23 protein-coding genes are annotated in these 23,606 nt (G+C 65.8%); 7 read left to right on the forward strand and 16 right to left on the reverse strand.

What is annotated here, in order from left to right; genetic code table 11:
- Positions 1-65: 65 nt before the first annotated feature.
- From POR01S_RS02500 to cydP, 6 genes are all read right to left on the reverse strand, one after another.
- Positions 66-2,027 carry a methyl-accepting chemotaxis protein gene (locus tag POR01S_RS02500; RefSeq protein ID WP_042133528.1) on the reverse strand — a complete coding sequence of 654 codons (1,962 nt, stop codon included), beginning with the start codon at positions 2,025-2,027 and terminating at the stop codon, positions 66-68.
- Positions 2,028-2,244: 217 nt separating this feature from the next.
- The gene (locus POR01S_RS02505) at positions 2,245-2,547 is read right to left on the reverse strand and encodes a cyd operon YbgE family protein (RefSeq protein WP_042133531.1); all 303 of its coding nucleotides are present in this window, start codon (positions 2,545-2,547) and stop codon (positions 2,245-2,247) included.
- Positions 2,528-2,644, reverse strand: a complete 117-nt coding sequence (gene cydX, locus POR01S_RS23270; RefSeq protein WP_007158843.1) for a cytochrome bd-I oxidase subunit CydX — start codon at positions 2,642-2,644, stop codon at positions 2,528-2,530. Before cydX ends, POR01S_RS02505 begins: the two co-directional genes overlap by 20 nt.
- Positions 2,645-2,667: 23 nt before the next feature.
- Positions 2,668-3,807 (reverse strand): cytochrome d ubiquinol oxidase subunit II, encoded by a 1,140-nt coding sequence (gene cydB / locus POR01S_RS02515; RefSeq protein ID WP_042133533.1) that lies wholly within the window; start codon positions 3,805-3,807, stop codon positions 2,668-2,670.
- Positions 3,808-3,817: 10 nt separating this feature from the next.
- On the reverse strand, positions 3,818-5,431 hold the full coding sequence (locus POR01S_RS02520; RefSeq protein WP_042133535.1) for a cytochrome ubiquinol oxidase subunit I: 1,614 nt from the start codon (positions 5,429-5,431) through the stop codon (positions 3,818-3,820).
- 33 nt (positions 5,432-5,464) lie between these two features.
- Positions 5,465-5,608: a cytochrome oxidase putative small subunit CydP gene (cydP, locus tag POR01S_RS23795; protein WP_169742405.1), complete on the reverse strand. Its 144-nt coding sequence runs from the start codon at positions 5,606-5,608 to the stop codon at positions 5,465-5,467.
- 259 nt (positions 5,609-5,867) lie between these two features.
- On the opposite strand from cydP, the gene POR01S_RS02525 reads away from it, so the two are divergent.
- Positions 5,868-6,128 carry a hypothetical protein gene (locus tag POR01S_RS02525; protein ID WP_042133538.1) on the forward strand — a complete coding sequence of 87 codons (261 nt, stop codon included), beginning with the start codon at positions 5,868-5,870 and terminating at the stop codon, positions 6,126-6,128.
- Positions 6,129-6,208: 80 nt separating this feature from the next.
- Complete coding sequence (locus POR01S_RS02530) at positions 6,209-7,210, forward strand: membrane dipeptidase (protein WP_042133540.1); 1,002 nt, start codon at positions 6,209-6,211, stop codon at positions 7,208-7,210.
- 28 nt (positions 7,211-7,238) lie between these two features.
- Here POR01S_RS02530 and POR01S_RS02535 read toward each other — a convergent pair whose 3' ends face one another.
- Both POR01S_RS02535 and POR01S_RS02540 read right to left on the reverse strand, forming a co-directional pair.
- Positions 7,239-8,426 carry a BaiN/RdsA family NAD(P)/FAD-dependent oxidoreductase gene (locus POR01S_RS02535; protein ID WP_027599764.1) on the reverse strand — a complete coding sequence of 396 codons (1,188 nt, stop codon included), beginning with the start codon at positions 8,424-8,426 and terminating at the stop codon, positions 7,239-7,241.
- A 193-nt stretch (positions 8,427-8,619) separates the two neighbouring features.
- Complete coding sequence (locus POR01S_RS02540; RefSeq protein ID WP_217996690.1) at positions 8,620-9,123, reverse strand: Lrp/AsnC family transcriptional regulator; 504 nt, start codon at positions 9,121-9,123, stop codon at positions 8,620-8,622.
- A 138-nt stretch (positions 9,124-9,261) separates the two neighbouring features.
- On the opposite strand from POR01S_RS02540, the gene POR01S_RS02545 reads away from it, so the two are divergent.
- Positions 9,262-10,197 (forward strand): DMT family transporter, encoded by a 936-nt coding sequence (locus POR01S_RS02545; RefSeq protein ID WP_255211786.1) that lies wholly within the window; start codon positions 9,262-9,264, stop codon positions 10,195-10,197.
- 25 nt (positions 10,198-10,222) lie between these two features.
- Here the strand turns inward: POR01S_RS02545 and POR01S_RS02550 are convergent, their stop codons facing one another.
- Entirely contained in the window at positions 10,223-12,691 is a 2,469-nt protein-coding gene (locus POR01S_RS02550; protein ID WP_081875152.1) for a PAS domain-containing protein, read from the reverse strand.
- Positions 12,692-13,239: 548 nt separating this feature from the next.
- Between POR01S_RS02550 and POR01S_RS02555 the strand changes: the two genes are divergently transcribed.
- Both POR01S_RS02555 and POR01S_RS02560 read left to right on the forward strand, forming a co-directional pair.
- Positions 13,240-14,232, forward strand: coding sequence for a dienelactone hydrolase family protein (locus POR01S_RS02555; RefSeq protein WP_042133542.1), 993 nt, complete (start codon positions 13,240-13,242; stop codon positions 14,230-14,232).
- 261 nt (positions 14,233-14,493) lie between these two features.
- Positions 14,494-14,943 carry a DMT family transporter gene (locus tag POR01S_RS02560; RefSeq protein ID WP_042133543.1) on the forward strand — a complete coding sequence of 150 codons (450 nt, stop codon included), beginning with the start codon at positions 14,494-14,496 and terminating at the stop codon, positions 14,941-14,943.
- Between the two features lie 67 nt (positions 14,944-15,010).
- Here the strand turns inward: POR01S_RS02560 and POR01S_RS02565 are convergent, their stop codons facing one another.
- The 6 genes from POR01S_RS02565 to POR01S_RS02590 all read right to left on the reverse strand — a co-directional run bounded on the left by POR01S_RS02565 (position 15,011) and on the right by POR01S_RS02590 (position 20,377).
- A complete protein-coding gene (locus POR01S_RS02565) occupies positions 15,011-15,913 on the reverse strand; it encodes an allantoinase PuuE (protein WP_027599758.1) in 903 nt (300 codons plus the stop codon).
- A gap of 52 nt (positions 15,914-15,965) precedes the next feature.
- Complete coding sequence (locus tag POR01S_RS02570) at positions 15,966-16,835, reverse strand: MurR/RpiR family transcriptional regulator (protein ID WP_027599757.1); 870 nt, start codon at positions 16,833-16,835, stop codon at positions 15,966-15,968.
- 36 nt (positions 16,836-16,871) lie between these two features.
- Positions 16,872-18,107 (reverse strand): cysteine desulfurase-like protein, encoded by a 1,236-nt coding sequence (locus POR01S_RS02575; protein ID WP_042133546.1) that lies wholly within the window; start codon positions 18,105-18,107, stop codon positions 16,872-16,874.
- A 20-nt stretch (positions 18,108-18,127) separates the two neighbouring features.
- On the reverse strand, positions 18,128-18,862 hold the full coding sequence (locus POR01S_RS02580) for an amino acid ABC transporter ATP-binding protein (protein ID WP_042133549.1): 735 nt from the start codon (positions 18,860-18,862) through the stop codon (positions 18,128-18,130).
- Complete coding sequence (locus POR01S_RS02585) at positions 18,859-19,536, reverse strand: amino acid ABC transporter permease (protein ID WP_027599754.1); 678 nt, start codon at positions 19,534-19,536, stop codon at positions 18,859-18,861. The genes POR01S_RS02580 and POR01S_RS02585 overlap by 4 nt, the downstream gene beginning before the upstream one ends.
- Before the next feature lie 64 nt (positions 19,537-19,600).
- Positions 19,601-20,377: a transporter substrate-binding domain-containing protein gene (locus tag POR01S_RS02590; RefSeq protein ID WP_042133551.1), complete on the reverse strand. Its 777-nt coding sequence runs from the start codon at positions 20,375-20,377 to the stop codon at positions 19,601-19,603.
- A gap of 522 nt (positions 20,378-20,899) precedes the next feature.
- On the opposite strand from POR01S_RS02590, the gene POR01S_RS02595 reads away from it, so the two are divergent.
- Positions 20,900-22,132 (forward strand): glutamate carboxypeptidase, encoded by a 1,233-nt coding sequence (locus tag POR01S_RS02595; protein ID WP_042133553.1) that lies wholly within the window; start codon positions 20,900-20,902, stop codon positions 22,130-22,132.
- Positions 22,133-22,180: 48 nt separating this feature from the next.
- Here POR01S_RS02595 and POR01S_RS02600 read toward each other — a convergent pair whose 3' ends face one another.
- Positions 22,181-23,143: an endonuclease gene (locus POR01S_RS02600; protein WP_042134407.1), complete on the reverse strand. Its 963-nt coding sequence runs from the start codon at positions 23,141-23,143 to the stop codon at positions 22,181-22,183.
- Between the two features lie 263 nt (positions 23,144-23,406).
- On the opposite strand from POR01S_RS02600, the gene POR01S_RS02605 reads away from it, so the two are divergent.
- Positions 23,407-23,571, forward strand: coding sequence for a hypothetical protein (locus POR01S_RS02605; protein WP_255211787.1), 165 nt, complete (start codon positions 23,407-23,409; stop codon positions 23,569-23,571).
- Positions 23,572-23,606 lie beyond the last annotated feature (35 nt).

Raw genomic sequence — 23,606 nt, forward strand, 5'->3', positions numbered from 1 at the left:
GCGTATGGCCAGAGAGGGGGACCTGGCGCTGTCCTCCTCTCTGGCCATCGAGTGCCTGGGTGGAGTCAGGCCACCCGGAAGCGACCCACCAGCGCCTGCTGCTGTTCGGCGAGGCGCGCCAGTTCGCGACTGGTGACCGCGGTCTGTTCGGCACCGGCGCTGACCTGGATCACCAGGTCGTTGATGTCGTTGACGTTGCGACTGATCTCTTCGGCGACCTGGCTCTGCTGTTCGGCGGCCGAGGCGACCTGGATGGTGCGGTCGTTGATCAGGGTCACGCCCTCGGCGATCTCGCCCAGCAGCTCGCCGGCGCGAACCACATTGCTGGCGCCGGTCTGCACCTGGCTCAGGGTTTCCTGCATGGCCTGGGTGGCGCGGTCGGAGCCGGTCTGCAGATTATTGATCATCTGCTGGATGCTGCCGGTGGATTGCTGGGTCTTTTGCGCCAGGGAGCGCACCTCGTCGGCCACCACGGCGAAGCCACGCCCGGCCTCACCGGCGCGAGCGGCTTCGATGGCGGCGTTGAGCGCCAGCAGATTGGTCTGCTCGGCGATGCCACGGATCACGTCCAGCACCGAGGAGATGGCATCGCTCTCGTGCTTGAGTTCGGCGATGATGTCCGAGGTCCGTTCGGCCTGCACCGACAGCCCCTGCACCAGGCCGATGGTGGCCTGCAATTCGCGACGACCCTGGCTGGTGTTGCCCTCGACCTGGCGCGAGCCCTCGGCGGCTTCGGTGGTGCTGCGGGCGACGTCCTTGACCGTCGCGCTCATCTCGGCGATGGCGGTGGCCACCTGATCGGTGCCCAGGCGCTGCTGGGCGACGTTCTGGCTGGTCTGGATGGCGACCGCCGAAGCCTCCTCGGCAGCGGTGGCGACCTGGACGGTGGCCGCGCCGATCTCCTGGATCACCTGGCCCAGCTCCTGGCTCATCTGGTTGAGGTTGCCGGTGATGGTGCCGAACTCGTCCTTGCCCTGATAGGCGCAACGGGCGGTGAGGTCACGGGTGGCCAGGCGGGTGAGGGTGCCATTGACCTGTTCGACTGCCTGCTTGATGTTGCGGATGATCACCCAGGCCAGCGCCGAGACGGCCACCAGCACCAGCAGCACCAGGCCCAGGGTGATCCAGAGATCGCGACTGGCAGCGGCGCGGGCCTGCTCGGCCTGGGCGCCGACGCTGGCGCCGAGGTCCGCCTCCACCTTGCCCATCAGGTCGATGCGCTGGGTGGCCAGGTTGAACCAGTCCTCCGGCTTGACGCCCAGGGCGTCGCCAAGGGGAACGGTAAAGGCCAGTTGCTGCAGGCGGCTGACTTCCTGGGCGCTGGGTTGCTTGAAGGTGTCGTCGAGCTGGCGGATGAACTCGGGCGTGGCCTTGCGCTGGAAGGCGTCGGCATAGGCGGAGAATTCGCCCAGGTTGCGGGCGAAGCGCGACAGCAGGCTGGCGTCGAAGCGATTCTGGTTGAAGGCCAGACCCAGGAGCACCCGCTCGCGACCGGCGCGTTCCTTCATCTCGACGAACAGATTGAGGGCGCCCAGGGCGCGCAGGATGGCCGGATCGTCGACCCCGGCTTCCAGCGAATGGGTGTAGCCGATCAGCGTCTTGATCAGGTCGGTGTAGGCCGCACCGGACTGGGTGCTGTTGAGCGCCAGGCCGTCGACCTTGGTGCGCAGCTCCGGCAGACCGTCCAGGGCACGCAGCAGGGCCTGGATGTTTGCATCGCTACCGCTGGCGAGGGTCTTGAGTTCGCCATGGGCGTTGTCGCTGTCCTGGCGGAAGGTCTTCAGCTTGTCCTGCATCGACTTGCCGCCGCTGCCGAGAAAGACGCCGCTGGCGCCGCGCTCGCGCTGCAGGCTGGTGATCACGGCGCTGATGCGCTGCGCCGTGGCACTGGCGGTGACCGTGTGCTCCATGTCCTTGAAGGTTTCGTAGCGGTCGGCGGTGTAGAGGCCCGAGATCACCAGGAAGCCAGCCAGCGGCAGCAGCAGGATCAGCAGGAGCTTGGTACTTAGGGGGGCATTCCTGAGCATGGTGGACTTCTCTGAGGCGGTCAGCAGGGGCGCCGGCGGCAAAGCGATCAGCCGTCGTGGGCGAGGTCGATTGCGGTTATGTCGGCACCCCGGGACGAACCTTTATAGTCAGGTTAATCAGTGGTGCGAGTGAGAATGCACCAGGCTGTATGTCAGGCGGTACGCCGGGTGGTGCGTGCTGCGCCCGGGGAGGCCGGGCGCTAGGGTCGGACGTCGATCAGCCCAGCTGCGCCCTGAAGAGCAGGGCGTAGCCGAGCACCAGCAGCGGCCAGCCCACCGCCGGCCCGAACACCAAGCGCCAGAGCCACAGGCGCGGCACGAAGCCGACGCCGTGGACCAGTCCGGCGGACACGCCCAGCATCACCGCCATCAGCAGCGGATGGCTGTAGTGGCCGCTGGCGTCGAGCATCAGCCCGGGGTGGATCAGCAGCAGCAGGGCCAGGGGCGCCGCCAGCAGCAGGGACAGCGTCCGCCCCAGCGGGTGGACGCGGGGCAGGGCTTCAGCATTCGGCGTCGTCATGGACGTCCAGCTCCCGGGTGCTTTCCAGCCAGAGGGCGTTGATGATGCCGAAGCTCGCGGCGAGCAGGACACCGAGGATCCAGGTGAAGTACCACATGGCGTGTCTCCTTGAGAGGCTGATCAGTAGAGGCCGTGGGGGTTGGCGTCGATGAAGCGGTCATCGACCTTGCCCCACATGCGGACGTAGCTCCACAGGGTGTAGGCGAGGATGAGCGGCACGAAGAGGGCCGCGGCGACGAACATGATGCCCAGCGTCTTGTGGCTGGAGACGGCGTCCCAGACGGTCAGGCTGGAGGCCGGATCCAGGCTCGACGGCAGCACGAAGGGAAACAGCGCGCAGCCGGCGGTGGCGAGGGTGCCGACGATGGCCAGGGCCGTGCCGGTAAAGGCCAGACCGGCCTGGCGCCAGCTGCTGCCCAGCAGCGCGAGGACGCTGCCGAGTACAGCCACGACCGGGGCGATCAGGGTCAGCGGTTGGGCATGGTAGTTGGCCAGCCAGCCCGGGTTGCCGGCCGCGACCACCTTGTGCAGCGGATTCAGGGCAGTGCCCGGATCGCCCTGGCTGATTAGCACATAGCCGTCGATGCCATGGGCCAGCCAGACGCCGGCCAGGCCGAAGGTGGCGAGATGCAGCAGGGCGCACAGGCCGGTGGCGCGGCGGGCGCGCTCGCCCAGGGCCTGGTGGGTGCGCAGCATCAGCCAGCTGCCGCCATGGGCGCAGAGCATGGCCAGGCTGACCCCGCCGCAGAGCAGCGCGAAGGGGTTGAGCAGGGCGAAGAAGCTGCCGCTGTAGGTGGATCTCAGGGTGTCGTCGAGCTGGAAGGGCACGCCCTGGAAGAGATTGCCGAAGGCCACGCCGAACACCAGCGCCGGGACCAGGCTGCCGGTGAACAGGCCCCAGTCCCAGGCGCTGCGCCAGCGGCTGTTGTCCAGTTTGCTGCGGTAGTCGAAGCCCACCGGGCGCAGGAACAGGGCGAAGAGCACCAGCAGCAGCGCCCAGTAGAGTCCGGAGAAGGCGGTGGCATAGACCATCGGCCAGGCGGCGAAGAGGGCGCCGCCGGCGGTGATGAACCACACCTGGTTGCCGTCCCAGTGCGGGGCGATGCTGTTGATGGCGGCGCGGCGTTCCTTGTCGGTCTTGCCGATCAGGGGCATGAGGATCATGGCGCCCATGTCGAATCCGTCGGTGAGGGCGAAGCCGATCAGCAGCACGCCGATCAGCACCCACCAGATGAGCTTGAGGACTTCATAGTCGAACATGGCGGTCTCCTCAGACGTTGGCCGGGGCAGCGGGCTTGGCCACCGCGGCCTGGCGCAGGGCGTCGCCGACCTGGGCGGCGCGTTCATGGAAGTAGCGGCCGGTATGCAGGCTGCTCGGGCCGAGGCGGGCGAAGCGGATCATCAGGTACAGCTCCACGATCAGCAGCAGGGTGTAGAAGGTGACCAGGGCGCCGATGGAACCCCAGAGGTCGGCTGGGGCCAGGGTCGAGGCCGACAGGTGGGTGGGCAGCACCTCGCTGATGGTCCAGGGCTGGCGACCATGCTCGGCGACCCACCAGCCGGTCTGGGTGGCGATCCAGGGCAGGGGCAGGCTGAACAGCGCCCCCTTCAGCAGCCAGGGTTTCCTGAGTTCGTTGCGCCGGGTCGAGGCCCAGAAGGCGCAGAGGAACAGGGCCAGCATCAGCACGCCGCTGGCGACCATGATGCGGAAGGTCCAGAACACGCTCGCCACGTTGGGGATGGTGTCCAGGGCGGCCTTGCGCACCTGCTCGTCGGAGGCGGCAGGCAGATCCTTGGTGTATTTCTTGAGCAGCAGGCCATAGCCCAGGTCATGCTTGCGGGCATCGAAGGCGGCTCGGGTAGCGGCGGAGTCGTCGCCGGCGCGCAGGCGCTCCAGCAGGGCATAGGCCTGGGCGCCGCTGCGGATGCGTTCTTCGTAGTGCTTGACCAGATCCTTGATGCCGGTGACCTGCTCGGTGGTGGAGCGGGTGGCGATCAGGCCCATCACATAGGGGATCTTTACCGCGTAGTCGGTGCGCATCTCCTGCTGGTTGGGGATCCCGAACAGGGTGAAGGAGGCAGGGGCTGCCTCGGTGTTCCACTCGGCTTCGATGGCGGCCAGCTTGACCTTCTGTACCTCGCCCACGCGATAGCCGGATTCGTCGCCCAGCACGATCACCGAGATGACTGCGGCCATGCCGAAGGCGGCGGCCACGGCAAAGGAACGCCGGGCGAAGCCGATGTCGCGGCCCTTGAGCAGGTAGTAGCTGGAGATCGCCAGGACGAAGATGGCGCCGGTGACATAACCCGAGGCCACGGTGTGGACGAACTTCACCTGGGCCACGGGGTTGAGCAGCAGAGCGCCGAAGTCGACCAGCTCCATGCGCATGGTGACGTAGTTGAATTCGGCACCGACCGGATTCTGCATCCAGCCGTTGGCCACCAGGATCCACAGCGCGGAGAGATTCGAGCCCAGGGCCACCAGCCAGGTCACCAGCAGGTGCTGCCCTTTCGACAGCCGCTCCCAGCCAAAGAAGAACAGCCCGATCAGCGTCGATTCGAGGAAGAAGGCCATCAGGCCCTCGATGGCCAGGGGCGCGCCGAAGATGTCGCCGACATAGTGGGAGTAGTAGGCCCAGTTAGTGCCGAACTGGAACTCCATGGTCAGGCCGGTGGTGACGCCCAGGGCGAAGTTGATGCCGAACAGCTTGCCCCAGAACTGGGTCATGTCCTTGTAGACCTGTTTGCCGGTCATCACATAGACCGACTCCATGATCCCCAGGATCACCACCAGCCCCAGGGTCAGGGGCACGAAGATGAAGTGATACAGCGCGGTCATGCCGAATTGCAGGCGTGACAGGTCCACGACGGATTCCGAGATCATCCCGGCAATCTCCTCAAGCGAAGGGAAGGGGTACTAGTCCAGCAGGTGGGCGCTGACCGCCTGGGTGGCGTTAGGCGGCACCGTGGGGGCGCTGAACCAGAGGCTCTTGATCGCCATGAGCAGCGCCAGCTTGATCAGCAGGATGATCAGCAGTTCCTTGACCAGGCGTCCGTTCATGGCGACCTCGCGAGCCGTGGCGCCGCTCCAGGACGGAGTGGCGGCTGCATGCAGGATGCGCCTGCTGGCCCTGGGCAAAACTGATCCAGATCAATTGGCCAGTGGCCATCGCCTGGGGCAGGTTGTCGCAGTCGTTCAGGTCGGGTTCAGAGGGGTTAAGACAGCGTTAAGACGCCTGGGCGCAAGGTGGAACCGTGACTGACGCCGGCCCGCTGCCGCGGCGACGCCAGCCCCCGTGTTCAAGACAGGAGGATCCACCATGAACGTCTTCAACAAGATGGCCGCTCTCGCCCTGCTCAGCACCGCCAGCTACACCGCCATGGCCGCCGAGATCAACGAAAGACGCGCCCAGGCCGCACTGCAGCCCAAGGCGGCCCATTCCGAGGTCGTCGCGGTGCAGACGCAGGCACCGGCACGCTGGGACCAGGTGCTCGATCCCCAGGCCTATGGCCAGGCGTCGGTGCGCTATCAGGCAAGGGTCGTGGATCCGGCGCTGCTGCGGACCGTGAACGTCGGTTAGCGCCGCGGCGGGCCGGGCGGACCCCGGCCCCCGTTCGCATGCTATGTTGCATCCCTCGAGACGTGCGTAGGGGGACGCCAATGCAGCCGGTCACAGCCATATCCGCGGGACTCGGGCCGATCCGCTGGGAGGCGCATGCCTGCCTGCCCCTGGTGCCGGGGCAGGACATGTCCGGCTTGCATCGCTATCGCGACGCCGGCTTCCATCATGTGTCGATCAACGTCGGCATGGACATGACGCCTTTCGCGATGGTGGTGCAAACCCTCGCGGATTTCCGCGCCTGGCTGGCGCGGCATGAGGCGCACTTCCGTCTGGTCGGCACGGTGGCCGACATCCACCGGGCGCGTGAGCAAGGCAAGCTGGCCGTGTCCTTCGATCTCGAAGGCTCGACCATGCTGCTCGACGACCCGGCGATGGTCGGGCTCTATGCCAGTCTCGGGGTGCGCCAGATGCTGCTCGCCTACAACCGCGACAACAGCTGCGCCGGGGGTTGCCATGGCGCGGGGGGCGGTTTGACGGCGCTGGGTCGCGAGATGGTGGCGGCCGGCAATGCGGCGGGCATCACCCTCGACTGTGCCCACGCGAGCGAGCGCGCCAGCCTGGAGATCATGGCGGTGTCGACACGGCCGGTGGTCTTTTCCCACACCAACATCAAGGCGCTCCACGAGCATCCGCGGACGGTGAGCGATCGCCAGATCCGCGCCTGCGCCGACCAGGATGGGGTGATCGGCTTGACCGGGCTAGGCATCTTTCTGGGTGATCCCGCGGCTTCGGTGGCCAGCTTTGTCCGCCAGATCGACTACCTGGCGGAGCGGGTCGGGATTCGCCATATCGGCATCGGGCTGGATACCGAATTGTGCCCGGCCGACCATGACCTGCCCGCTGGCGTCGACGCCGAAGACTGGTGGCCCGCACGCCACTATGGACAGCCGCATGGTCATACCCAGCTGCAACCCGAGGCGCTACCTGAACTGGTACGCCAACTGGCGGATCGGGGCTACACCGCCGCCGACATCGACGCCATCCTGGGCGGGAATTTCCTGCGTATCGCGTGCCAGACCTGGCCGTCTGCGGCTGCCTGACTCCAGGCGCAAAGCGCTTTCCTTTGGCCTAGACGTACTGCGCCGCCGCGTAACCCGACGCCCAGGCCCACTGGAAGTTGAAACCGCCCAGGTGGCCGGTGACATCCAGCACCTCGCCGATGAAGTACAGGCCGGGCGACTTGAGCGACTCCAGGGTTTTGGACGACACCTCGCGGGTGTCGACGCCGCCCAGGGTGACCTCGGCGGTCCGGTAGCCCTCGGTGCCCGCCGGGACCAGTTGCCAGTCGTGCAGGCGGGCGGCGATGACCTTGAGTTCGTCCGGGGTGTATTGCTTCAGCGGCCGGGACTGGAACCAGCTGTCGGCGAGCAGCGTGGCCATCTTCTTGGTGAACAGCTCGCCCAGCAGGGTCTTGAGTTCGCTGTTGGGCCGCGCCTGGCGCTGCTCGGCGAGCCACTGGGCCAGGTCCAAGTGCGGCAGCAGGTCGATGCTGAGGCTGTCGCCGGGTTGCCAGTAGGAAGAGATCTGCAGGATCGCCGGACCGCTGAGGCCACGGTGGGTGAACAGCAGATTCTCGACGAAGCTCTGGCCGTTGCAGCTGATCCGGCAATCTTCCACCGCCGTGCCGGACAGGGCGCTGCAGAATTCCTTGAGCTGCGGATCGGTGATGGTGAAGGGCACCAGACCGGCGCGGGTCGGCAGCAGCTGATGGCCGAACTGGCGGGCGACCTGATAGCCGAAGCCGGTGGCGCCGAGGGTCGGGATGGACAGGCCGCCGGTGGCGATCACCAGGGACTCGCCACGCACCGGGCCCAGGCTGGTCTGCAGCTGATAGCCGCCCGGGTCGAGGCGGGCGATCTCCTGCACCGAGGTATTGAGGCGGATGTCGACGCCGCCCTGTTCGCACTCGTCCAGCAGCAGGGCAAGGATGTCGCTGGCCTTGTTGTCGCAGAACAGCTGGCCGAGCTTCTTCTCGTGATAGGGCACGCCGTGCTTGGCCACCAGGGCGATGAAGTCCCATTGGGTGTAGCGCGCCAGGGCCGATTTGCAGAAATGCGCGTTCTGCGAGAGGAAGTTGGCGGGCTCGCAATAGAGGTTGGTGAAGTTGCAGCGGCCGCCGCCGGACATGAGGATCTTCTTGCCGGCCTTGTTGGCGTGGTCGAGTACCAGTACCCGGCGCCCACGCGCCGCAGCGCTCAGGGCGCACATCAAACCGGCGGCGCCGGCACCGATGATGATGACCTGGGTATCGAACACTGTGACTCCTTACCGAGAGAAAGGGGCCACTGGCCCGCGGCGGCGCATGTTACCCGATCGCTCGCCCGGGGTGGATGGCCGCCGTCGCGTCGCGGGTCCGGCTGTCCGGGCACCCTCCGACAGGCGCGGGCCGGGGCGGCAGGCGGTCCATGAGCACCCTCGGCCACGCTTGGGCGCGCGACAGCGGGCAGTCTCAGCGATGGCTGCCCGCCGCCCGTCCGCGCAGGTGATTGGTCGGTAGGGCGGTGGTGTACTTCACCTGGCTCAGGGCGAAGCTTGATCTGATGCTGGCGACGACGGGGATGGTCGTGAGGCAATCCAGCAGCAGCGTCTGGTACTTGGCCAGGTCCTCGCTCACCACCCTGAGCATGAAGTCGGCCTCGCCGCTCATCAGGTAGCACTCCATGACCTCCGGACGCTCCTTGATCGCATCCGTGAAGACCTCCAGCGACTGCTTGTCCTGCAGCTTGAGCGACACATGCACGAAAACGTTGATGGCGAGCCCCAGCGCGGCCGGATCGACCAGGGTCACGGCGCCGCGCAAGACGCCATGCTCCTTCATGTCCGCCACGCGCCGCCAACACGGGGACGTCGAGAGTCCGGCGATTTCCGCCAGTTCGGCATTGCTCAGTTCGGCGTTCTGCTGCAGGGCATCCAGGATGCGCAGGCTGGCATCGTCGAGTTTGGCGCGGTTCACGGTAGGAATTTCCTCTTTTAGAGCTCTGCAGGGTTGGATGTACCGATCTTTCCATTTTTCACGAAGAGAAAGGTGCGTTTTCGCGCGCGAGCGGAAATAGCATAACTCCGAGTGATCCATGGGCAACAGGGTGGCATCGTGAGCGCTACGATTCGGCAAAACCTCGACCTTCCAGGCAAGGCCTTCGGGCTTTCCTCCACCTATGTCGCGCTCGGCGTCATGGTGCTGCTGTGGGGAAGCAGCTGGCCGGTGACCAAGCTCGCCCTGCAATCGGTGCCGCCGCTCTGGCTGGCGACCGTGAGATTCGCCAGCGCCGCGGTCTGCCTGTGCCTCTACCTGGCGCTGCGGGGACAACTCAGGCTACCCACCCGGCAGGACCTGCCGATCATCGCCAGCGTGGGACTGCTGCAGATGATGACCTTCACCGGGCTTGGCATGGTGGCCATGGTGCAGATCGACACCAGCAGGGCCGTGCTGCTGGCCTACACCACGCCCCTGTGGTGCGTGCTGGTCGCCTGGCTGCTGTTTCGCCAGGCGCCGTCGCGCCTGCAGCTGACCGGATTGGCCATCGGCATGGCCGGGGTGGCCGTCGTCTGCAGTCCCGCGGAACTCGAATGGACGCAGCCGGGCACCGTGAAGGGGGCGCTCTTTCTCCTGCTCGCCGCGGTGAGCTGGGCGCTCGTCATCCTCCATGTGAAGCGCCATCGCTGGGTGACGTCGCCGCTGGCACTGGCACCCTGGCAGATGCTGCTGGCCGTGGTGCCCCTGGCCTTTGCCGCCTGGCTGAGCGAAGGCTGGCCGACCGCCGTCACCCTGGATACCCGGCTGTTGCAGGAGCTGTTCTTTATCGGTCCGATCGCCACCTCGGCCTGTTTCGTGATCTCGGCGGAGTTCGGCCGGCGGATATCCACCTTCGCCATGTCGACCGTCACGCTCGGGGTGCCCCTGGTGGGAACCCTGGCGTCCTGCCTGGCGTTTGGCGCCACCGTGTCGAGCCTGTTCGTCGCCGGGCTCGGCCTGGTGGTGGCGGGGGTGCTCGTCTCGGCCCTGGCGGTGCGCCCCGGCCGTGCCTGAGCCTGACCGTCCGTACCGCGGCGCCCTAGGTGGTCAGGGGCGTCGCGGTTTCTTCGAGGATCTGCTGCAGCCGGCGTGACAGGGCCTCCGCCGAATAGGGCTTGTGGATCAGCTCGAAGCCCTGGGCGCCATTGGTCGCCAGGACGTGGCTGTAGCCGGAGGTCAGCAGGATCGGCAGGCAGCGATAGAGGCGTCTGATCTCGATGGCCAGCTCCAGCCCGCTCATGCCGGGCATGACGACGTCCGAGAAGACCACGTCGAATCGACCCGGCTGGTCGGCGAGCAGGGCGAGGGCGCGCTCGGCGTTGGTGGCCAGGACTGCGTGGTAGCCGAGATCGCCCAGCAGGTCGACGGCGAAGCTACCCACCTCGAGATTGTCCTCGACCACCAGGACGGTGATCCCACCGCCATCGACCGTTGCCGTGGCATCAGCGAGGGTCGGTTGCGGCCCGCTGGCCGGCGCGAGCGGCAGATAGAGGTGGAAGGTCGTCCCGTGGCCGACCTCGCTGGTAACCCTGACCTCGCCACCGGACTGCTTGATGAAGCCGAACACCTGGCTCAGGCCGAGTCCGGTACCCTGGCCGACTCTCTTGGTGGTGAAGAAGGGCTCGAAGATCTGCTCCAGGTGTGCCCGGGCGATGCCACTGCCGTTGTCCGCCAGGGTGATGGCCACGGCTGGGAGGTCCAGCGCTGGCTGAGCCCCGCTGGCCGGAATGCCGGCGACGGTCATTACGCCTATGGTCAGGCGTCCGGCACCGCTCATGGCGTCGCGGGCGTTCACCGCGATGTTCACCATCGCGGTATCGAACTGGCTGGGGTCGGCATAGACCAGGCACGGGTCATCGCCTACCTCGAGCTCGATGCCCACCTGCGAACCCAGCAGGGTTTCCAGCATGTCACCCATGGCCAGGACATTGTCCCGCGCGGAAAACACCTCGGGCGCCAGGGCCTGGCGCCGGGCGAAGGCCAGCAGTTGCCCGGTCAATCGCGCGGCGCGATCCACGGTGGTGGAGATCGCTTCCAGGTAGCGCTCGCGTCGCGCATCGCTGAGGTTGGGGCGCTTGAGCAGGTCGCAGGAGGTGCGGGCGACGGTGAGCAGGTTGTTGAAGTCGTGGGCCACGCCCCCGGTGAGCTGGCCGATGGCTTCCATCTTCTGCGCCTGGCGCAGGGCGTCTTCGGCGGCCGCGAGATCCAGCGTCTGCTGGCGTTGCTGGGTCACGTCGCGCACGGTGGCATAGATGAGTTCGCCGTTGCGCGTGGCATTCCAGGAAAACCAGCGGTAGGTGCCGTCGCGGTGGCGATAGCGGTTTTCGAAGCTGACCAGCGCCATGCCCTGCTTGACGTCGCGAAACGCCTGGCGCGTGGCGACGAGGTCGTCATCGTGGACGAAGGTCAGGAAGGGACGGGCCTTGAGCTCGTCGAGCGACCAGCCCAGGGTCGCCGTCCAGGCCGGATTGAGGTTGACGAAGAAGCCTTCGAGGTCGGCCACGCACAGCGGATCGGTAGAGCAGTTCCAGATCTGGTCGCGCTCGGCGGTGCGCTCCGAGATGCGTAGCTCCAGCTCGTCGTTGAGCGCGGCAATGGCTTCGGCACGGGCCTGCTGCGCCTGCTGGGCGAGGATGCGACTGCTGATGTCGCGCGAGATGCAGACGATCTTGACCTCGCCGGTGCCGGCCACCGCGAAGGGCGAACAGGACACCTCCCACCAGCGCGGCTCGCCCCGGGCCGTGGGGCAGAATCCCTCGACCCGGGTGCCCTGGCCTTCGACGGCGCGCCTGACGGCGTGGCGGATCTTCTCGACCTCCGCGTCAGGCCAGAGCGCGGCGTATTCGCAGCCCATCACCTGATCGACGGACTGCAACTGGTTGAGCTCCAGGCCCTGGGCGTTCATGAATTCGATATGGCCCCCGGCGGAGAGGACCTTGACGCAATCCAGGCTGGCCTGGAGCAGGCTGCGGGAAAAGCCTTCGCTGTGCAGCACGTTGCGGGCGGCCACGAAGCGGCGCTGGGCGTCGATCTCCAGCGCGATCATGCTGGCGAAGAGTTCGAAGGCGGGCAGGATCTCCGGGCTGCTGGGCTTGGCCGGCTGCGGATCGATGGCGCAGAGGGTGCCGAAGAAGCTGCCGTCCTCCAGCACGATGGGCACCGAGATATAGCTGCGCAGGCCGTACTGCCTGGGCGTGTGATGATGGCGATAGAGCTCGTCCAGCACCACGTCGTCGATCACCACCGGCTGGCGATGGTCGCGGATCTCGTCGCAGATGGTCGATTTGACCTCCAGTTCGCCACCGGGCTCTAGGCCGAAGCCGATCAGGTCGAGGGTACTGCAGGCGATCCAGCGATCGTCGGTCACTCGGGCGACGGCGGCGAAGCCCATCCCTGTCATCCGACAGACCACGTCCAGGATCCTGGGTACCGCGGCGATCTCGGCAATGAGATCGATGTCCTGGGACAGGAGGTACGAGGGGACTGGAGTCGAGGTGAGAGTGCTCATCGGGTCGCTCGTACGGTGCCCTGCCGGGGCAGCGGGGAAGATGGCGAGCGACAGGTTGAAGCCTCCAACACGGATGCTAGAGGTGTTCGTCACAGGCCGTGCGCGGCCAGTATAGCGAGCATCCAAGCGAAGCGGGTGACAGGATGCCCACCGGTTTGCGATGGGCGTCTCCGTCTCTAGCCTGAGGCTGCGGCGGGTATGGCCGTGCGACTGCCCAGGGGCTGGCTGGCACTGGCGTTGAACAGCGCGGTGAGGGGCGCGTAGTTGTAGAAGGCAGTGATGGCCTCGGCCAGGGAGGCGCTCTGCGTGCCCGCCAGCGGTTTCGCCGCTGGCGCGGGGAGAATCGGAGGAAGCCGTCCTGGTGCATTTGGGAAACCTTTGCAGCGGAAAAGGGCGGCCGCTCAGAGGCTAGGAGGTTCGTACCTCAGGGCAGGATTGCGGGCAAAGGTGCCCATTCTGGCTAGTGCGGCGGGTTCTGCTCGCCGTCTTTCCAGCAGGGCACCGCCGATTGGCTACCCTGGGAAGACCTCACAAGAAGGATGCAACCGATGCGCTACCTGTCCGCTGGAACCCTGCGCCCCTTGCTCGCGGCCATTGCCGGTCTTGCCAGTGCCACGGCTTTCGCCGCCACCGCGCCCGCTACCGACATACCCGCTCGGCAAGAGGTGCTGACCTTCACCTCGCTGACCCTGAGCGATCAGCAATTCCTGACGGGGGACCAGGGCGGCACCGAGGTCCTGCTCGGCGGCGTACTATCGCTGCCGCCCGGCGAGGGCCGGGTGCCGGTGGTGCTTCTGCAGCATGGGTCGGGCGGGATGGGGGCCAACATCACCTATTGGCAGCGGCAGTTCAATCAGGCCGGCATCGCCACCTTTGCCGTGGATGGCTTCTCGGGGCGGGGCATCACCAGCACCGCCACCAATCAGGCTCAGCTGGGGCGGCTCAATTTCGTGCTGGATGACTATCGCGCCGGTGCCTTGCTCGCGCGGCATCCCCGCATCGATCCAGGCAAGATCATCCTGATGGGCTTTTCCCGTGGTGGGCAGGCCTCGCTCTATGCCGCCATGGAGCGCTTCGACAAGCGCTGGAAAAGTCAGGACTTCCAGTTCGCCGGCTATCTGTCGTTCTATCCCGACTGCTCGATCAGCTTTCGCGAGCAGGACCGGGTCGTCGCCAAGCCGCTGCGCGTCTACCACGGCCTGGCCGACAACTACGATCCCTATTCCCGCTGCGAGGGCTATCTCGCCACGCTCAAGCAGCAGGGCGCCGATCTCGGGGTGCACACCTATCCTCACGCCGAGCACGGCTTCGACAGCCCCTATGCCTGGAGTCCGGTGGTGGTCGCGAAGGGCAGCCAGACCGTGCGGGAGTGTCGGATTACCGAGAACGCCAAGGGCGAGTTGATCAACCAGCAGACCGGCAAGGTCTTTTCCTATCAGGATAGCTGTGTGGTGCTGGGGCCCAAGGTCGGGCCCGATGCGGAGGCGACCCGGCAGGCCACCCGAGATGTGCTGGCGGCGGTCAAGGCCATTGTGAAATAGGGCTGACGCTGGACATCGGCCCTGGCGGAGGAGGGCGCAGGACCGCATCGGGGTTCGAGCGGATCGGCTGGCGGGACCGGCATGGATCCAGGCGGCGGGTCAGGCCCGCTGGTCGAAAAAGCGCCCAATATCCCGGTGTAGAGCCTTCACGAGTGAGCGAGACGGCACTTTTACAAGATGTGTCCAGTCGTAATTCAGGCCTCGCCGGGTCGCTTGAGCGGCCCCGCGTCTCTCCCATGCTCCGCTCCGAGACGACTCCTGATGAATACTGCGAACTGGGCTTACATCCTTATCGTCGTGGCCGGATTCCTGCAGGCTGCCGGTGCGGCCATGAACGGCTCGCTGAACAAGGCGCTGGTCAATCCCTGGCTGGCGACCTCGGTGTCCTTCGTGATGGTCACCTTCGTCGCGCTCGGGCTGTTCATCTGCATGCCCAGGCCGCTGCCTTCGGTGAGCCAGATCGGCGACATGCCCTGGTGGGCACCCCTGGGCGGCATCGCCGGCGCGGTGGCGGTCTTTGCCGGTCTGCTGTTCATCCAGCGCCTCGGCGCAGCGCCGGTGAACGGCGTCACCATCACCGCGAACCTCATCGCCAGCCTGGCCATCGATCACTTCGGCCTGTTTTCCATGGAACAGCATGCGGTCAACGGCTGGCGGCTGCTGGGCGCGATCCTGATGATCGCCGGGGTGGTGCTGATTGCCCGGTTTTGAAGCCACACCCCGGTAATCCCGGGACAGCGGAGGCCTTCGAAGCGCCTCCGGATTCATGGGAACCGGGCTAGCCGTCAGCCCTTTCCAGCCAGGCGCGGGCGATCTCCTCGCGGGTCGCGAACCAGACCCCTTCAAACTGCCTGGCGTATTCGATGAATCTCTTGATCGCCCGGACCCGACCCGGACGACCCACCATGCGTGGGTGCAGTCCGATCGACATCATGCGCGGTCCGGTCGCGGAATCCTCGTAGAGGACCTCGAAGCTTTCCTTCATGTATTCGAAGAAGTCCGAGGCCTGAGACAGGCCGGGCGAATTCCAGTAGCGGAAGTCGTTGACGTCGGCGGTATAGGGCACGACGAGATGGCGGCTGCCCTCGACCTCGACGAAGTAGGGGACGTCGTCGTTGTAGGCGTCGGAGTCGTAGAGAAAACCGCCTTCCTCGGCCACCAGCCGGCGGGTGTGGATGCTGGCGCCGTAGCGGCAGTACCAGCCGACCGGCCGCTTGCCACAGGTGCGCTCGAAGGATTCGACGGCGAGGCGGATATGCTCGCGCTCCTCTGCTTCGCTGAGGCGAAAGACTTCCTCCCAACGATAGCCATGGCTGCAGATCTCGTGGCCACCGGCGACGGCCGCCTGGGCGACGTCGGGATTCTGTTCGAAGGCCACCGCACAGGCGTGGAAGGTCGCGCGTACCGATTGTTCGTCGAGGATGTCGAGGATCCGCCAGATGCCGACCCGGGAGCCGTATTCGTACATGGATTCCATGGCCAGGTTGCGGGTGCCGGCGGGGATGGCGTAGCTGCCCCATTCGGTCATCGACTCCTGGTCCGGATCGCCCATGGCGAGCGAGCGCTCGGAGCCTTCCTCGTAGTTGATCACCAGGCTGATGGCCAGACGGGCGCCGTTGGGCCAGGTGCCTTGCGGCCGTTGTCTTCCATAACCGACCAAATCGCGTGCAGGTGACAGCATCGGGATCTACTCCTGAAGTGATTGTTGTGAACTACCCGGTGAGCGCTTGGGCTCAGCAGTCGATGTCCTTCAGCCGTTCATGGTCGAAGGCGCCATCGGTATCGCCCTGGCTGAAGGCGAGTCCCATGGCCAGGGTCTGGGCGATACAGAAGGAGGCGGTGAGGGAGCGAAAGCCCAGCAGCTCGGCATCGTTGACCTCTATCACCGTCTCCGCCATCTTTCCGATCGGACTCAACACGGTGTCGGTGATGGCCACCAGCGTCACACCCGCCTCGCGCGCCTGCCGGCAGGCTTCGACGGTGTCCCTCGCGTAGGGTGGAAAACTCACCGCGATCAGCAGGTCGTCCTGGGCGATGGCGCTGACCTGTTCCGGCAGGGTGCCGCCGCCACCGCTGATCTGCACGGCGCGTCGGCCCACGCGGGCCAGGGCGTAGCTCAAATAGGCGGCCACCGGAAAGGCCCGCCGCAGACCGATGACGAAGGTTGTGCGCGCCAGCTGCAGATGGGCGATGGCGGCTTCGATATTGGCCTGCTGGTCGCCTTCCGCCAGGTGTTCCAGGGACACGATATTGGCCTGGCTGAATTCCCGCAGGATCGCCCCGACGTCGCTGGGGTCATCCAGCAGCTTTTCCCCACCGTAGTGCCGGATGCGCTCGCTGTGGGTGGCCGCGGCCTGTTGCAGCGGCGCGCGAAACAGCCGCTGCAGATCCTTGAAACCGGCGAAACCCAACGCCTGCGCCAGCCGGATATAAGCCGCCGGGGCGATGTTTGAGCGCTTGCCCAGTTCGGCGACCGTGCTGAGGGCGATCTCGTGGGGATTGTCGATGAGGAAGCGGGCCGCATCGCGCAGGCGCTCCGACAGGTGTTCGTGCTGGGCGGTTATGCAATCGCGCAGCTCCGCAAGGGTTTCCGGTAAGGCCATGAAAAACGCTCGGCAGGTGGAAAGGAGAGGCGCCGGTCAGCGCAATTCGGTGATTGCCTGATCGAGCGCGGCGATGAGACGGTCGATTTCTTCGAGCGTGTTGTAGTGCGCCAGCGACACCCGTACCACGCCGCCCTGGGGCGCCAGGCCCAGGGCTTCGATCAGGCGTCGGGCATAGAAGTCGCCGAAGCGGATGCCGATGCGCTGCTCGTCGACCTTGAGCACCACGGCTTCCGAGCGCACGCCTTCCACCACGAAGCTGATCGTGGGCACGCGCGCCTGGACGCTGGTCTTGCCGATGATGCGGACCCCGGGGCGCTGGCGCAGAAAGCCCAGCAGTCGTTCGGCGAGGGCATCTTCCTGGATCTCGAAGGCGTCGAATGCTGCCTGCATCCGCTCTCGCTCGCTACCCTGGATGCCCAACTGGTTGGCGATGTCGAGCAGGTAGTCGGAGATGCCGATGCAGCCAAAGGACAGCTCGTAGTTGACGTTGCCGGGCTGCAGTTTGTAGGGCACCACGTCCTGGCCGATGAAGAAGTGGTTAAGGCTGGGAAAGTCCAGCAGCAGGTCACGACGGCCCCAGAGCACGGCAAAGTGCGGTCCGAAGGTCTTGTAGAAGCTGTAGACATAGAAGTCGGCGCCGCTGGCCTGTACATCGACCAGCCGGTGTGGCGCATAGGCCACCGCATCCACGCACAGCTGCGCCCCCACGGCATGCACGCGGCGGGCGATCTCGGCGACGGGATTGATCGAGCCGAGGATGTTGGAGGCGTGGGTCACGGCTACGTAGCGGGTCTTGTCGCCGAGCAGCGCCTGCAGGTCGTCCAGTTCCAGCTCGAGGCTGTCGGGATCGACCTCCCAGACACGCAGGGTGGCGCCGCGGTCTGCGCAGAGCCGGACCCAGGGGCCGATGTTGGCCTCGTGGTCGCAGTTGGTGACGATGATTTCATCACCGGGCGCGATCGAGGGGGCGATGGCGCGGCAGAGTATCTGCAGCAGGTGGGTGGTCGAGCCGCCCATGATGACTTCGTCGGGATGAGCCGCGTTGATCAGCTGCATGACCGAGCGGCGCGCCTGCATCACCCGTTCGCCGGCCGCGACCGAGGGCGCGTAGGAGGCGCCCAGCTGGACACTGCTGTTGAGCAGGTAGTTGGCCACCCGGTCGGCGACCCCTTGCAACACCATGGAACCACCGGCGTTGTCCATGAAGGCGTAGTCGCCGGCCAGACCGGGAAACTGCTTGCGAACGTATGCGATATCGAGGGGATTCACGCGACTCTCTCCAGCCAGGATCAGTGGTGCAGGATGGCCTGCAGGAAGGCCCGGGTGCGGGGTTCCTGAGGGGCGGTAAAGAAGGGTTCCGGGGTGTTCTGTTCGACGACGCGGCCGCTTTCCATGAAGATCACCCGGTCGGCGACGCGCCGGGCGAAGCCCATTTCATGGGTCACCACGACCATGGTGACGCCGGAGCGGGCCAGGTTCTGCATGACGTCGAGCACCTCGCCGACCATCTCCGGGTCCAGCGCCGAGGTGGGCTCGTCGAAGAGGATGGCGCGCGGCTCCATGGCCATGGTGCGGGCGATGGCGACCCGCTGCTGCTGGCCGCCGGACAACTGGCTCGGGTACTTGTGGGCGTGATCGCCCATGCCGACCTTGACCAGCAGCTCCCGCGCGCGGGCGTGGACCTCGCGCCGGTTCAGGCCGCGCACCCGGATCGGCGCCAGCGAGACGTTGTCCAGGACGTTCAGGTGCGGATAGAGGTTGAAGCTCTGGAAGACCATGCCCACTTCGCTGCGAATACCGGCCAGGCGCGGTCCGTTCTCGACCCGTTCCCCGGCCACGCGGATATGGCCCTGCTGATAGTTTTCCAACAGGTTGATGCAGCGGATCAGCGTCGACTTGCCGGAGCCGGACGGGCCGAGGATGACCACCACCTCGCCTTCCTCCACCTGCAGATTGATGTCGCTCAGCGCCTGGAAATTGCCGTAGTACTTGTCGAGGTGTTCGATGTCGATCAGGGTGCTCATGCGGTCTTGCCTCCCATGGCATTGCGTCTTTCGACCCAGCTGACCAGTTGCACCATGGGCAGGAGCAGCAGCAGATAGAGCAGGGCGGCGCCCACCAGCGGGGTAGGGTTGGCCGTCAGGGCCTGGGCCTGGGTGGCCTGCTTGAGCAGGTCCGGCATCGCCACCACCGAGGCGAGAGCGGTGTCCTTCATGACGTTGATGCAGTTGCTGGTCATGGGCGGCAGCACGATGCGGATCGCCTGGGGCAACACGACGTCGCGCATGGTGTTGAAGAAGCTCATGCCCTGGGCGGCCGACGCCTCGAACTGACCGCGGGGAATGGCTTCGATGCCCGAGCGAAAGATCTCGGCGCTGTAGGCGCAGGACACGAGGGACAGCGCGCTGGCCGCTGCCGCGAAGGAGGACAGGCGGATCCCGACGAAGGGCAGCGCGTAATAGATCAGGACCAGCAGGACCAGCAGCGGGATGGACCTCATGATGTCGATGTAGATGCGTGCCAGCAGCCGGACCGGGGCGTAGGAATACAGCCGCAGCAGCGCCAGCAACAGCCCGCCGACCAGCCCCAGGACGATACTCACGAGGCCCAGCAGCACGGTCACGCCCAGGCCCCGGATCATCAGGGGGAGCGATTCGACGAGCACGTTCCAGTTGAAGAAGGTTTGCAGAAGATCCATGGGATACCTCGGTCACGGCCCGGGGCGCGCGGACGGCGTCCCGGGCCTGCAGCAGCGGCAGGACTCACTTGGGCGCGGCGGAGACCTTCAGGGTGCTCGACTCCTTGTCGGCCTCGGTACCGAACCACTGTTTGTGGATGGCGCCCAGGGTGCCGTCTTCCTTCATCTTGCTGATGATGTCGTTGACCTGATCGCTCATGGCCCAGCCCTTGGCATGCATCAGCGAATAGCGTTCACCGGTGGGGATGCGGGCGACGACGGTGAATTGCGGCTTGTCCTTGATGTAGTAGAGGACGGCGGGGATATCGCTCAGGTAACCATCGATGCGCCCGGAGCCCAGGTCCAGCATGGCCGGTGACAGCCCTTCGTAGCGCGAAACGTCGGCGAACTTGTATTCGTTCCTGTGCTGGCCGATCCACATGTCGCCGGTGGAGCCGGTATCGACACCCACGACCTTGCCATTCATGTCCGCCAGGCTTTTCACCTTGGAGTTGGTCCGGGCGGTCAGCGACTGGTCGCTGTCGAAGTAGGGTTGAGCGAAGGCGACCGATTCCAGGCGTTTGGGCGTGATGGTGATGGACGAAATCGCGATGTCCACGCGTTTCGACTGCACCGCGCTGAACAGCCCGTTGAAGGGAATGTTGACGAAATCCACGGTCTTGCCGGCCCGTTTCGCCACTTCCTTCACCACATCGACTTCAAAGCCGACGAAGTCACCCTTGGCGTCCTGGAACTCCCAGGGCACGTTGCCGACGTTGGCACCCACCGTCCAGTCGGCTGACCAGGCGGGCAGGGCTACGGCGGCGGTCATGAGCAGACCCAACGCTATCTTCGCTTTCATCTTCACTCCCTATTTTTCGGTGCGGTCAGTGGCTTGTTCCTTACGACGTCGAGCCGAGAGTAAGGCGATGAAATTTTTTATTCAATAGTCTTTTTTGATGAATATTTTGCTCCAAAATTGTGCGAAGTAGCTCGATGAATGCTCTGCTGTAGGGGCTTTGCGCGGGTTTTTCTGGCTGCATTTTCAGTCGATGGCCGGCGCTAGACACCTCCAGCGGCCGGTCGCACGCATGCCCGAAAATGAGTCACGCGACCTTTGGCTAGACGCTCGGCCCGGCAGCTCTCTTGCTGTCAGCGGACGAATGACAGCCTCCTCTGCAGCAGTGCGGCCGGATCGTGGGCGACTGGCCTTGGGCTAGCTCTGGCTACGGGCGTGTCTGGTCCCTGGATACTTCCTCAGGACAAGCACCGCCGGCAGCCCGCTACGGGCTCAGGCCGGTTTGGAACGGCGCGAATTTCCCCTATGTCCTTGTTGCGACTACAGTTGTCTGACTAATCCAACAATGCCAACAAGGAAAGCCCGATGTCCGCTCCGTTCTTCCGCACCACCCTCGCTGCCGTTCTCGCCTGCTGTATCGCCCTGCCCGCCAGTGCCGCGCTCGATGCGCGCATCCAGACCGCTGCGGAGCAGGCCAAGGCGCCGACGCTCAAGCTGCTGGAACAACTGGTCAACATCGACTCGGGTTCCGGCTACGAGCCCGGCCTGAGCGAGGTGGGCAAGCTGGTCAGCGCGGAATTGAAGACACTCGGCGCCACGCTGCAACAGGTGCCCAATACCGCGCCGGACAAGAGCCAGCACCTGGTGGCCACGCTCAAGGGCAGCGGCAAGGCGAAGATTCTCCTGCTGGCGCACATGGACACGGTGTTCAAGGAAGGCACCGCCAAGGCCCGGCCGTATCGCACCGATGAAAAACGCGCCTATGGTCCGGGCGTGTCCGACGACAAGGGCGGCATCGTGGTCGCCCTGGCGGCGCTGGAGATCCTCAAGCAGCTCGACTTCAAGGACTACGGGCAGATCACCCTGTTGCTGGACGCCAGCGAGGAAACCGGCTCCCAGGCCGCCACCGAGCTGATCGCCAGCACCGCCAAGCAGCACGACGTGACGCTGAATCTGGAGCCCGGTCGACCGGCCGATGGCCTGGTGGTGTGGCGCAAGGGCAGCGCCACCGCCGTGGTGGAGGTCAAGGGCAAGTCGTCCCACGCCGGCGTCTCGCCGGAGCTGGGGCGCAACGCCGCCACCGAGGTGGCGCACCAGGTGCTGCAACTGGGCAACCTGGGCGATGCGGAAAAGAAGACCTCGGTCAACTTCACCGTGATCGAGGCGGGCGAGCGGATCAACGTGATTCCCGATCATGCCGTGGCCAAGGCCGACGTCCGCGCCGCGCTGCCCGAAGAATTCGACCGGGTGGAAAAGGACCTGGCGCGCATCGCCGCCAACAAGCAGATCCCCGATGCCGAGGTGACCACGCGGCTGGAGCGTGGCCTGCCGCCGATGCCGCAGACGGCGGCGAGCGATCGGCTGCTGGCCATGGCCCAGGGCATCTATGGCGAGCTGGGCCGCAAGCTGACCGTCGAAGGCAGCGGTGGCGCCGCGGATGCCAGCATCGCCGCCGGTGCCGGCGTGCCCACCCTGGACGGCTTCGGCATCGTCGGCGGCAAGCTGCATACCCCCGAGGAGTACGTCGAACTGGACAGCGTGGCGCCGCGTATCTATCTGCTCACGCGCATGCTGGTGGAGCTGTCCAAGGGGCAGTGACGGCCTGGGCCCCCTGATGCATGGGGGCCAGCGCCCAGCGGCCAGCGATCAGGGCGCGCAATTGCCCGCCTTGGTGAAGCCGGCCGCCTTCGCTTCGGCTTCCGAGGCGAACGTGACCTGGTTCTTCGGCGACACCTGGGCGTAGCTCGGGCAGCCTTGCGGCAGGTGATAGACGTGGCTGTTGCGGTTGCCGATGATCGCGCCCTGGCTGGCAGCGGCAGGGCTATCGGTCTTGGCCGGTGCCTTCGGCGCCGATTTCGGTCCGGGCAGCGGGCTGACGATGCCGTCGCCGACCGGCTGGTAGCCCAGCGTCCAGTGCCGCTCGCCGGACACGAAGGGATTGCCGTAGCCCATCACCGCGGCGATGCGTCTGTCCCGTTCGCGCTCCCAGGCGGTGACCGGCTGCTGCTTGTCCCAGGCCATGAGCAGTTGCTGCTGCTGGCGCGACATGTTCAGGCCGTAGCGATCGAACATGTAGAAGGTGACCCGGGCGACCAGTCCCTTGACCTCGTCGCGCGGTTCGGCGGCGCGTTCCTGGAAGTCGATCCTGGTCGTGCAGCGGCCATATTGGGGCTGCACGCCCTGGGCCATGCCGTAGTTGAAATTGGCCCGGTCCCCATTCACCTCGCCCACGGCGGGGTAGAGGTTGAAGAGGTCGGCCTCCATGGCCCGGAACACCGGGTCATCCGCCACGCAGTGTTCGCGGCCGCCGTTCTGCCAGCACTGGCGCTGATGACCAAAGGTCCAGGCCGGCACGATGTGCTCCCATTCGGTGCGCTCCCCACGGGTTTCCTGCTTGCGTGCCTGGAAGCCGCAGGAGGCGGCATCGACGCGCCCCCCGGACTTGCCGACCCACTCCCATTGGCAGCCGCAATAGAGGTCGCCCTGGGCGCTGGTGTTCTGGTCGAAATAGACTTTTTGTTTGGCGATTACCTTGGCTTCGACAAAGGTATCGGGCGCAGCGGCGAACGCGGAGGAGGCCAGCAGCGTGGCCAGGAGAAGCGAGAGCAGAGGACGCATGTATCTTCACGGCTTATTTAGGGCGCCGAATTGTATAGCTTTTGCCGGGCTGATGGCGGGTGCAAAGGTTGGGGGGAGTCAAGGAAGCGCTCTAGCCCGAGGGGGCGGGAAACACCGCGGTGGAACGCATATTCAGCAACAATGAGATTCGCTACGATTTGTGAACCAAATCTCAAAAACTTGTCTGATGACGCAGTCTGCACATCTGTCCGGAGTTTTTTATGAATGGCCCCAACCCCTGCTGTGATCTGGGTATGAGCACCTCGTTGCTGGAGCAGGAGCTGGCCGAGCGCAAGACGCGTCTGGCCCATGCCCAGGCCCAGGCCGATGCCCAGCGCCAGTTCCTATCCTATGCGGACGAGCACGCCTGCATCGCCGTGCTGGAGCGGGCGCTGGCCAAGGCCTATCGGTTTTTCTAGTGTCTGGCTGCCGGCGCCTGGCGTGAGGCGCCCGG

The organism is Pseudomonas oryzihabitans NBRC 102199 (assembly GCF_000730625.1).
Lineage (GTDB): Bacteria > Pseudomonadota > Gammaproteobacteria > Pseudomonadales > Pseudomonadaceae > Chryseomonas > Chryseomonas oryzihabitans.